Consider the following 11,237-nt stretch of genomic DNA (forward strand, 5'->3'; position numbering starts at 1 on the left):
TTATGAAGCATATTGTTATTCCTGCACGTTATGCAAGTTCACGTTTACCTGGTAAGCCTCTTTTGGAAATTCATGGTCGTGCCATGATTTTACGCGTGGTTGATCAGGCAAAAAAAGTACATGGTTTTGACGATTTATGTGTGGCAACAGATGATCAGCGCATTGCTGAAATTTGTCGTGCAGAAGGCATTGATGTTGTGATTACTTCACCTGATCATCCATCAGGAACAGATCGTTTGAGTGAAGTTGCAAAAATCAAAGGCTGGGATGCTCAAGATATTATTGTTAATGTACAAGGGGATGAGCCACTATTACCAGCACAGCTGGTGCAGCAGGTTGCTCAACTTTTAGAAGATCAGCCACAGTGTTCGATGTCAACTTTGTGCGAACCGATTCATGCACTAGAAGAGTTTCGCCGTGACAGTATTGTCAAGGTTGTCATGTCTAAATACAACGAAGCGTTGTATTTTAGCCGAGCAACAATTCCGTATGATCGTGATGCGGCTAAACATAAATCTGAGCATTTACATGATAGTGCATATCGTCATTTGGGTTTGTACGCCTACCGAGTTGCGTTACTACAAGAGTATGTTACATGGGATATGGGGCAACTTGAGCGTTTAGAAAGCTTGGAGCAACTTCGCGTTTTGGAAAATGGTCGCCGTATTGCGATTGCAGTTGCTGAGGCTAATCTTCCTCCTGGTGTCGATACTCAAGAAGATTTAGATCGTTTAAATGCATTGGATGTTTCAGTATTTCAATGATGTCAGATACTTATTCACAACCTGAGCTTGCCAACAGTACAGTTTATCCATGGCAGCAGCCAATTTGGAGCATGCTTACACAGCGTTTCCCTGATTTAGGTCATGGATTATTGTTTTATGGTAAGCAAGGTTGTGGTAAGCATGCTTTTGTTGAGCATTTCGTGGCATGGTTATTGTGTCTGAACAAACAGTCACAAGGTGCTTGTGGGCAGTGTGGGAGTTGTCAGTGGTTGAAGTCAGATACTCATCCCAATTATGTGTTGATTAGTACGGATGAGGACAATAAAAAAGCCAATGCACAGATCAAGATTGAAAAAATTCGTGAGCTATTGCCATTTGTACAGCAAACCGTAGATGGTTGGCGTGTTGTCGTCATTCAACCTGCTGAAGCATTGAATACAGCTTCAGCAAATGCTCTGCTTAAAACACTTGAAGAACCCGGTGAACGAGTGATGATCATTTTGGTTGCGGAGCATTTTCTTAAATTACCTGCCACTATTCGTAGCCGTTTACAGCGTTATGCTTTAGACCGAATTGAATTTGATCAGGCGGCTCAATATCTTCAGCAGCATGTAGCTGATTTGAATCCAACTCAAATTCAATTATATTTAAATTTAGCCAATGGTATGCCGTTGCAAGCACAGGCATTGCTTGAGCAAGCATGGATTCAGCGGCGTCAAGAGTTTTTAAATGACTGGTTGAGTTTAGTACAGCATAAAAATTCACCCATCCGCTATGCAACAAAATGGGCAAAAGAGCTTAATTTTGTTGATTTACAGCAATTGTTTGAATATTTGTTGTCAGATCTAATTTGTGTCAAACTGAAACAACCTGTAAAAAATATAGATTTAGATTTCACTGTATTCAGTGATTTTTATGATCTAGAAACACTCTTTGATATTTATGCAGTACTACAACAGAGTAAAATAAAGATAGAACAGAATGTACAAACCAATTTGCTGGTTGATCAAATGTTTGTTCTATTAATGAATGTCGGTCACACTCAATAAAGGGGAAGAATAATGTTACAACCTCGTATGGGCGGGATTATCCAAGCCAATATTACTGATCGCAATATGTTACAGGCGAGTTATATGCCTTTTGTAAGTGGTGGCGGCTTATTTATCCCATCACAACAAGCCGTTAGATTAGGGCAAGAAGTCTTTGTCTTGGCAACCTTACCTGAGCAGAGTCAAAAGATTCCTTTGACAGGTAAAGTGATCTGGGTGAATTACAAACAATCTACAGCCAAACCACAAGGTTTTGCCATTCAGCTCACAGGTGAAAAAGGCGCTTATTATAAGTCTGAGGCTGAAAAGTTACTGGCGGGTAGTTTGTCGCTCAATCATCCAAGTTATACCATTTAATAGGAGTTCATGTGTTTACCGATACGCACTGCCACCTGACCATGTTGAATTTAGCACCATATGCAGGTGATTTGGATCAAGCATTACAAGAAGCACGTGATGCAGGGGTCACCAAATTTATGGGAATATCGGTGACACTTGATGATCATGTGGCTTTAGCAGAAATTGCTCATCGACATGCCGATGTTGGATATACTGTGGGCGTACATCCTTGTGAAGACAGGGAAATTATGCAACAAGCGACGGTTGAGCATCTTGTTGAACTGGCTCAAGATAGTAAAGTTTGGGCTTTTGGTGAAACAGGCTTGGATTATTATCACAGCGTGGACTATATTCCAGATCAAAAAGCATGTTTTGCAAGACATATTGAAGCATCTAAAATCGCGGGTAAACCTGTTGTTGTGCATACTCGTTCGGCGAAGCAAGATACGATTGATATCATTCGAGCTGAGCAATCAAGACATGGAATTTTGCATTGTTTTACTGAAGACCTTGCAACAGCAAAAGCGGTGCTTGATTGTGGTTATTACATTTCATTTTCTGGGATTGTTTCATTTAAAAATGCCCAAGATCTGCGGGATGTTGCCCGTTATGTACCATTAGACCGCTTATTGATTGAAACAGATAGTCCTTATCTTGCACCTGTGCCGTATCGAGGTAAAACCAATGAACCTAAATACGTCCCCTTTGTTGCACGTGCGTTGGCAGATATTTATGGTTTAACTGCGGAAGAAATTGGATTTATTACAAGTCATAATTTTGAAAATCTTCTCAATATCAGATATTAAGTGGAATAAAACAAGACAATGAAGATGGATCGACAAGCACAGTTTCGTGCACGAGAAGAATTGGTATTTCAAGTTGCTGAACAATTATTATTAGAAAATGGTGAGGCGGGTATGACTCTAGATGCATTAGCATCTGAATTAGATCTTGCCAAAGGGACACTATATAAGCATTTTCAAAGTAAAGATGAGCTTTACATGCTGTTATTGATGCGTAATGAACAGATGTTATTGGTCATGTTGCAAGACGCAAGTAAAAATTTTGCAGAGCTTGTCGCATTTTTTATGTTACATCATTTACATCATGCTGAACGGACAGTGCTATTTCATAGCATTGAAGAAAAACTTTCGATGACTGGTACGGGTGTACATGCTTTATTTAGCCAGTTGTATCAAATCCGTCGTCAGCGTTTACGTATTATTATTCAAATGACTGAAGATTATTTGACATCTATCCAAAGCAAAATGACAGTGCGTGATTATTTGGCAGGCATTTGGGCGCTGACCTATGGTGCAGCAGTATTACTCAATTCAAGCTTCTACCAACGTTATTTGGGATCACGCGATAGTTTAAAAGTCGCATATATTGAGCAAGCTTTGGCATTGCCTTTGCAGCACCCTCATACACAAAGCTGATCTGTGGGTAAAATGCAACTTGAGATGAAAATTATTCCGCAGTATTTAACTTTTGTTCTATAATCGACTGTCCTAGTCAAGATTCATTGTTATTTATAACTCCCATGATAATTCGTAAGTTATTTAAGTTTGAGAATGCTCATATTGTAAGAAATTGTACCTCGGATCGTTGCAAACGCTCCATTCATGGTCATAGTTACAAAGTTGAGTTATTGCTTAAAGCCTCGAAGCTAGATCATGGACAAATGGTCTATGATTTTGGCTTGCTCAAAGGTGTGATTAAAGAATTATTTGATAGTTTTGATCATGCTATTTGTTTTTGGAATCAAGATAGCGCTGAATACATTCAGGCATGTAAAACCTTCAGTGCGCGTTGGATTAGCTTGCCTGTATCACCATCGGCAGAGCAATTTTCCCGAATTTTCTTTTATTTAGCTCAAGAAGTCCTAAAATCAACCCAGACCCAAAATGGTGAGGGTGATGTCGAGGTTTATTCAGTGATTGTACATGAAACCGATACAGGTTATGCACAGAGCTTTTTAGATGATATCGAAAATACGCAAATGGGCATTTTGGCATTAGAGCAGATTGAGTTTTCAGAGCAAGTTCAGGCTGAATGGTCAGATCCGAAAATGTATGAAAACTTAAAGCAAGGGTTAAAATTTTTAAATCCAGCCGTTGAATTACAAGTAAAAATTTCTTAAGTCTGAATTGAGTCGTATTTTGATATGGAATTAACCGCAGAGCAACAGCAAAAATTAAGTAAAGTTCAGCTTGATCATTCGTGGAAGCAGTCATTACAGGATTTTTTGCTAGGCTCCAAAATGGATCATTTACGAACTTTTTTACGTGAACAGAAACTTGCAGAGAAAACGATTTACCCACCAAGCACATTGATTTTTAATGCTTTAAATACAACACCATTAGAGCAGGTGAAAGTTGTCATTTTAGGGCAAGACCCTTATCATGGCCCCAATCAGGCACATGGTTTAAGCTTTTCTGTACAAAAAGGGGTTGCATTACCTCCATCTTTACGTAATATTTTCCATGAGTTGCACACAGATCTCGGTTTAAATATGCCTAAACATGGCGATTTAACACAATGGGCAGAACAGGGGGTACTGTTGCTCAATAGTGTATTAACTGTAGAAGCTGGTCAGCCTACATCACATCAGAAACAAGGTTGGGAAGATTTTACTGACCATGTTATTGATGTGTTAAATGAACAACGTGAACATATTGTCTTTATTCTGTGGGGTGCGTATGCACAGCGTAAAGGACAACGAATTAATCGAGAGAAACATTTGGTATTAACAGCCGCTCATCCATCACCACTTGCCGCAAATCGTGGTGGATTTTTTGGTTGTAAAGTGTTCTCTAAGACCAATAATTATCTGAAACTACATGGCATTGAGCCAATAAACTGGCAGCTGGACGCATGACACAACCTCTAAATACTCAGCAGTATCATTCGGACCTTATTGTTGAACACGCAGAAAATGGTTGGCGTATTGTACGCTTAAATCGACCAAAATCTTTACATGCGCTTGATCTTTCCATTGTGAAAGCATTAAGAGAAGTATTTGAAGATTTACATCATGATGACACAGTCAAAGCGATTTGGTTAGATTCAACCACACCTAAAGCTTTTTGTGCTGGTGGTGATGTGCGTAAATTACGCCAACTTGTGCTTGAAAATGAAGCGGATACAGCTGCTGAATTTTTTAAACAAGAATATGCATTAGACCTGTTATTACATAATTATGCGAAGCCAATTGTAGTTTGGGGTGAAGGTTATGTCATGGGTGGTGGTCTTGGTTTGTTCATGGCAGCACCATTTCGTTTGGTAACACCTTATTCACGTTTAGCAATGCCAGAAATCAATATTGGTTTATATCCAGATGTGGGTGGCACGCGTTTCCTAGCAGATCGAGGGGCTGTTGGTCTATTTACGGGGCTAACGGGTTCGATTATGACCTCGGCAGGTGCATATGCGATTGGTTGGGCGACTCATATTTGTGATGCTCAACGTGATGTTGTCTTAAAAAAAGTGATGAGTATTGATTGGGAACATTATCCTGCTGGGGATTTTAGAGCAATTGATGATACTTTAAATAGTCTACACCGTCCTGTTGGTGCTGGGCCTTTGCAAAACTCTCTTGATGTGTTGCACAGTGTCTGTCGTGGTGTGCATTTTGAGTATGACTATGAAGCGATTATTGGTTTAAGTGATGCTCGAAGTGACTGGTTGCGCCAAGCCAGTGAAAATTTGCAAAAAGGTTCGCCTGTGACAGCTGCACTGACTTGGTTGTTGTGGCAATGGGGGCGGCATGTTCATTCTTGGAATGAAGTTTTTGATCTGGAGCAACAGATCTCGGACTGGAAAATTCGCCATCCTGATTTTGTAGAAGGTGTTCGTGCTCGTTTGGTGGATAAGGATTTATCACCAGAATGGCAAAAATATGATGAGTTGAGCTTAAAAGGAATTTTAGGTGCATGCCCGCCAATCACAACCATTGAAAGCTGGAATGCGATTTTAAAACAATATCATGTCATTTGAAGTTATACCTGAGCGCTATCCGTTTACAACTGATGATGAAAAATGGATGCATCTCGCTTTGGAACAAGCGAGTTTTGCAGAAATGCATGGTGAAATTCCTGTTGGTGCTGTTATTGTGAGTCAAAATAGGGTGATTGGAGTGGGATACAATGCTCCAATCACCTTACATGACCCAACAGCACATGCTGAAATTGTTGCATTGCGTGATGCGTGCGCACGTATTCAAAACTATCGCCTGCCTGACGATGCTGTGCTTTATGTCACTTTAGAGCCTTGTACTATGTGTGTGGGGGCACTAGTGCATGCACGTATTCAAAAAGTTATCTTTGCTGCATCTGAGCCAAAAGCAGGATCATTGCTTAGCGCTCGACAACTATTAAGCAATAATGGCTATTATAATCATGTATTTGAATATCAACATGGTTGCCTAGAGCGACAGGCCAGTGCATTGCTGCGTGCATTTTTCAAAAAGCGCAGAGCGCAAAAAAAACAATAAAGCATCGTTTTGGTTCGTTAAAAAATCTTATGCTCTATTTTTGTTCATACAATTTATGATTATACTGTTAATTTGTTGGAAATGACCTATATTTGTGCGCTCATAAATTATATTCAAATGTGAGTGTCAGTATTAAGGACATTATAAATATTGATATGAGCATAAAGGGAAAATATGAAATCGGGTCTTGGAAAAATTTGTACATCAATTGCACTTTGTGGTTTATCTCTGTCAGCGACATCGGCTTTTGCAACAGATACATTAGCTAAAATTCAAAAAACAGGAACTATTGTGATTGGTCATCGCGTATCATCACAGCCTATTTCCTATGTGGTGAATGGACGCCCAATGGGATATGCAATTGATATCTGTAATGATGTTGCTGCAGAGATCAAGAAAGATCTACATATGCCAAATTTGCGCGTTGTGTACAAAGCAGTTAATCCAACAGAACGTATTCCGATGTTGCGATCTGGTCAGATTGATATGGAATGCGGAACATCTGCACATTCAGTCATTCGTGATCGTGAAGTAGATTTCTCAACCAACTATTATATGGCTGAGATTCGTATGGCGGTCAAAAGCAATTCTCCTGTACAAGAATTGGATGATCTAGATAAAAAAACTGTAGTAACGACAGCAGGCGTGATTGCAGACAAATATTTGAAGCGTAGTGTGCGTGGTCAAGATTTAACAATCCATAAAATTTATGGTCAAGATCATGCACAATCATTTGCTTTACTTGCCGCAGGAAAAGCAGAAGCATTTGTTGGAGCAGATTCAACTTTAGCAGGCTTAATTGCAACTTCAGGGCATCCACATGATTATAAAATCGTGGGAACTGCATTGTCTGTAGATCCATATGCGATTATGTTGCCAAACAATGATCCAAAAATGAAAGCAATTGCAGATAAAGTTGTTACAGGTTTGTGGCGTTCTGGGAAAATGGATCAATTGTATAAAAAATGGTTCTTATCTCCAATTCCACCACGTAATATTGCTGTAAATATGCAGTTAAATAAAGCAAATAAAGTATTGCGTGCTCGTCCTACTGATGCAGGTAATTAATTTTAAAAATTTGATGTTTAGCTGATTTTATCGGCTAAACATCACATTAAATTATAAAAACATAATTAAATCTAAATTAATAAATAAAATTCTTAAAATAAGTTTAAATAAAAACAATCGTCACAAATTTGCTTAAAATATTGTGAATTTTCTCACTAAAAATAATAAAAGAGGATTGAATTTGCCTCATGCAGAATGCAGACTATTTATTATAGATTAACCTAAATATTAAAATTTGCATTTGGAACCTTTATGAATATTCATGTAATTACGATTGATGGGCCAAGTGGCTCAGGTAAGGGGACATTGGCTACAAAAATTGCTCAACATTATCATTATCATCTGTTGGACTCTGGAGCGCTCTATCGTTTACTGGGTTTGTCATTACAAAGACAAAACCTTATCACCAAGATTCATGAAAATCTAATTGATTGTGTGAATATTGCTCGTAATTTGCACATCGAATTTTTACCTACATCACAAGGCATTCAGGTTGTACTTGATGGTGAAGATGTATCACAAGTGATTCGAACAGAAGAAGTGGGTGCATTTGCATCTAAAGTTGCAGTTGTTCCAGAGTTGAGAGCTGCTTTATTGCAACGCCAGCGAGATTTTGCACAAACACCAGGTCTTGTGGCAGATGGGCGGGATATGGGGACAGTTGTTTTTCCACATGCTCAAGCAAAATTGTATCTCACAGCGACTGCACAATCTAGGGCTGAACGTCGTGCAAAACAGTTGCAGAGCATGGGTGAGGATGCTAAAATAGCTGACATTTTAGCTAACATACAAGCACGAGATAAACGAGATATGGAGCGCGCAGTTGCTCCACTCAAGCCAGCGGTAGATGCCTTAGTGATTGATAGTTCATACTTAACAATCGACGAAGTTTTTATGCAAATGGTCAATTATATCGATGTGCAATTAGCAAAAACACTTTAGCTGATACATCGCTTGATCAGATTTATGGATGATGTGTCAGTGTAACTAAACCAGCCTTGACTGATCCAAGACTGTTGACTTTATCAGGTATAACATGACCGAATCTTTTGCAGCCCTCTTTGAAGAAAGCGAATTAAATTTAAACGTTGAAAAGGGTGCAGTCATCTCTGGTGTTGTAGTAAGCATCGATGACGACTGGGTAACTGTTGACACTGGCCTTAAATCTGAAGGCGTTGTTGACCGTGCAGAATTCTTAAACGACCAACGTGAACTTGAAGTTCAAGTTGGCGATACTGTTGATGTTGTTGTTGAAGCACTTGACAACGGCATGGGTCAAACAGTTTTATCACGTGAAAAAGCAAAACGTGCTGAAACTTGGACTAAACTTGAAAAAATCTTTGAAGATGGCGAAATCGTTACTGGTGTTATTTCTGGTAAAGTTAAAGGCGGTTTCACTGTTGACATCGGTCCAGTTCGTGCGTTCTTGCCAGGTTCTTTAGTTGATACACGTCCTATTCGTGACACAACTCACCTTGAAGGTAAAGAGTTAGAGTTCAAAGTAATCAAACTTGATGCTAAACGTAACAACGTTGTTGTATCTCGTCGTGCTGTTATGGAAGCTGAATCTTCAGCTGACCGTGAAGCTCTTCTTGCTCAACTTGAAGAAGGTCAAACAGTTACAGGTACTATCAAGAACCTTACTGATTACGGTGCATTTGTTGACCTTGGCGGTATCGATGGTCTTCTTCACATCACTGACATGGCTTGGAAACGTATCAAGCACCCATCAGAAGTTGTTGAAGTTGGTCAAGAAGTTACTGTTAAAGTACTTAAATTTGACAAAGAGCGTAATCGTGTTTCACTAGGTCTTAAACAACTTGGTGAAGATCCATGGTTAGCGATCATGAGCCGTTATCCTAAAGGTTCTATCGTTAAAGCTCGCGTTACTAACTTAACTGACTACGGTTGCTTTGCTGAAATCGCTGAAGGCGTTGAAGGCTTAGTACACGTTTCAGAAATGGACCACACAAACAAAAACATCCACCCATCTAAAGTTGTTCAGATTGGTGATGAAGTTGATGTTATGGTTCTTGAAGTTGATGAAGAACGTCGTCGTATTTCTCTTGGTATCAAACAAACTCGTGCTAACCCATGGGAAGAGTTTGCTAAAAACCATGACAAAGGTGAAAAAGTTTCAGGTACGATCAAGTCTATCACTGACTTCGGTATCTTCATCGGTTTACCAGGTGGTATCGATGGTCTAGTTCACTTGTCTGATATTTCTTGGAACGAACAAGGCGAAGATGCTATCCGTCGTTACAAGAAAGGTGACACTGTTGAAGCTGTTATCTTGTCTGTAGACGCTGAAGGTAACCGTATCAGCCTTGGTATCAAGCAATTAAACAGCGATCCGTTCAATGACTTCTTAGCTGCTAACGAACGTGGTGCTTTGGTTAAAGGTACTGTAACTGCAGTTGATGCTAAAGGCGCTACTGTTAAGTTGGCTGACGAAGTTGAAGCTCAATTAAAAGCTTCTGAAATCAACCGTGATCGCGTTGAAGATGCAACTAAATTCTTAGAAGTTGGTCAAGACATCGAAGCGAAGATCATCAATGTTGATCGTAAATCTCGTTCTATCAACTTGTCTATCAAAGCGAAAGATGAAGCTGAAGAGAAAGAAGCTGTTGCTAACTTACGTCAAGCAGCTGCTGGTCAAGACAATGGTCCTAAGACTATTGGTGATTTGATCAAAGCTCAAATGAAGTAATAAATAAAAAAAGTAGCAATTTAGTGTAACTAATTGATACTTTGTATTTAATTACTGTAAACGGTAGCGTAGTATTGGTATACTGCGCTACCGTTTTGTATTTAAACGGGTTATTATCAATTGACTGATAAATCGATATAAACCAATGAGGTCATAGATGACTACAGAAGCACTTAATAAATCTGATTTAATACAACGTATTGCTTTGAAAAATCCGCATTTGGCTGAGCCTCTTGTTGAAGAAGCAGTAAAAATCATGCTAGATCAAATGATTGAAGCGTTGTCATCGGACAATCGTATTGAAATTCGTGGTTTTGGAAGTTTTGCATTGCATCATCGTGAACCACGCGTAGGTCGTAATCCGAAAACAGGTAAGTCTGTTGAGGTTGCGGCAAAAGCAGTTCCTCATTTTAAACCTGGTAAAGCACTGCGTGATGCAGTTAACGAATCTGCGGATGAATAATTAAGAACGCTCATGTAGGAGGGCTTATGCGCTTTATCCTCATTGTTGTATTAATTATATTATTTATTTATTCGTTAGCATTAGTTTTGCTAAATGGTACTCCTGTTTCTGTGGATTTATGGTTTAGCCATGTCCCTGAAATGAGAGTGGGTTTATTGGTGTTAATTACGCTTGCTTTAGGTGTAATTTTAGGTTTGCTATTAGGTGTACAAGTTTTTCGTGTATTCCAAAGTCGTTGGGAAATCCAGCGTTTGCATAAAGAGATTGACCAACTTCGTAAAGAGCAAATTCAGCATGCTCAATTGGCTGCTACGGAAGCAATTGCACATCAGCGATCTGAAAAAACTAGTTTGGATATTAGCCCCGAAGATAAAAGCCCATTATAATG

Annotated in this window: 14 protein-coding genes; all 14 read left to right on the top strand. The window is 39.2% G+C overall.

What is annotated here, in order from left to right; genetic code table 11:
* Positions 1-2: 2 nt before the first annotated feature.
* The 14 genes from kdsB to LVY74_RS16625 all read left to right on the top strand — a co-directional run bounded on the left by kdsB (position 3) and on the right by LVY74_RS16625 (position 11,235).
* Positions 3-764: a 3-deoxy-manno-octulosonate cytidylyltransferase gene (kdsB, locus tag LVY74_RS16560; protein WP_237815981.1), complete on the top strand. Its 762-nt coding sequence runs from the start codon at positions 3-5 to the stop codon at positions 762-764.
* A complete protein-coding gene (locus LVY74_RS16565) occupies positions 764-1,774 on the top strand; it encodes a DNA polymerase III subunit delta' (RefSeq protein ID WP_442862811.1) in 1,011 nt (336 codons plus the stop codon). The genes kdsB and LVY74_RS16565 overlap by 1 nt, the downstream gene beginning before the upstream one ends.
* Positions 1,775-1,786: 12 nt before the next feature.
* A complete protein-coding gene (locus LVY74_RS16570; RefSeq protein ID WP_151710378.1) occupies positions 1,787-2,131 on the top strand; it encodes a PilZ domain-containing protein in 345 nt (114 codons plus the stop codon).
* A gap of 11 nt (positions 2,132-2,142) precedes the next feature.
* Entirely contained in the window at positions 2,143-2,919 is a 777-nt protein-coding gene (locus LVY74_RS16575; RefSeq protein ID WP_151777345.1) for a TatD family hydrolase, read from the top strand.
* 24 nt (positions 2,920-2,943) lie between these two features.
* Positions 2,944-3,552, top strand: coding sequence for a TetR/AcrR family transcriptional regulator (locus tag LVY74_RS16580; RefSeq protein ID WP_171492617.1), 609 nt, complete (start codon positions 2,944-2,946; stop codon positions 3,550-3,552).
* A 104-nt stretch (positions 3,553-3,656) separates the two neighbouring features.
* A complete protein-coding gene (locus LVY74_RS16585; protein ID WP_151710375.1) occupies positions 3,657-4,256 on the top strand; it encodes a 6-pyruvoyl trahydropterin synthase family protein in 600 nt (199 codons plus the stop codon).
* 24 nt (positions 4,257-4,280) lie between these two features.
* A complete protein-coding gene (ung, locus tag LVY74_RS16590; protein ID WP_151777343.1) occupies positions 4,281-4,994 on the top strand; it encodes a uracil-DNA glycosylase in 714 nt (237 codons plus the stop codon).
* Positions 4,991-6,112: an enoyl-CoA hydratase/isomerase family protein gene (locus LVY74_RS16595; protein WP_151710373.1), complete on the top strand. Its 1,122-nt coding sequence runs from the start codon at positions 4,991-4,993 to the stop codon at positions 6,110-6,112. Before ung ends, LVY74_RS16595 begins: the two co-directional genes overlap by 4 nt.
* The gene (tadA, locus tag LVY74_RS16600; protein WP_237815983.1) at positions 6,102-6,608 is read left to right on the top strand and encodes a tRNA adenosine(34) deaminase TadA; all 507 of its coding nucleotides are present in this window, start codon (positions 6,102-6,104) and stop codon (positions 6,606-6,608) included. Before LVY74_RS16595 ends, tadA begins: the two co-directional genes overlap by 11 nt.
* 174 nt (positions 6,609-6,782) lie before the next feature.
* Positions 6,783-7,676 carry an amino acid ABC transporter substrate-binding protein gene (locus tag LVY74_RS16605; protein WP_237815984.1) on the top strand — a complete coding sequence of 298 codons (894 nt, stop codon included), beginning with the start codon at positions 6,783-6,785 and terminating at the stop codon, positions 7,674-7,676.
* A 252-nt stretch (positions 7,677-7,928) separates the two neighbouring features.
* Positions 7,929-8,618: a (d)CMP kinase gene (gene cmk / locus LVY74_RS16610; RefSeq protein WP_237815985.1), complete on the top strand. Its 690-nt coding sequence runs from the start codon at positions 7,929-7,931 to the stop codon at positions 8,616-8,618.
* 94 nt (positions 8,619-8,712) lie between these two features.
* Positions 8,713-10,386, top strand: a complete 1,674-nt coding sequence (gene rpsA / locus LVY74_RS16615) for a 30S ribosomal protein S1 (protein ID WP_237815986.1) — start codon at positions 8,713-8,715, stop codon at positions 10,384-10,386.
* A 157-nt stretch (positions 10,387-10,543) separates the two neighbouring features.
* On the top strand, positions 10,544-10,849 hold the full coding sequence (locus LVY74_RS16620; RefSeq protein WP_151710367.1) for an integration host factor subunit beta: 306 nt from the start codon (positions 10,544-10,546) through the stop codon (positions 10,847-10,849).
* Between the two features lie 26 nt (positions 10,850-10,875).
* Complete coding sequence (locus tag LVY74_RS16625) at positions 10,876-11,235, top strand: lipopolysaccharide assembly protein LapA domain-containing protein (protein WP_151710366.1); 360 nt, start codon at positions 10,876-10,878, stop codon at positions 11,233-11,235.
* The last annotated feature ends 2 nt before the right edge of the window (positions 11,236-11,237 follow it).

It is taken from the genome of Acinetobacter sp. ME22 (genome assembly GCF_022012315.1).
GTDB classification, from domain to species: domain Bacteria; phylum Pseudomonadota; class Gammaproteobacteria; order Pseudomonadales; family Moraxellaceae; genus Acinetobacter; species Acinetobacter brisouii_A.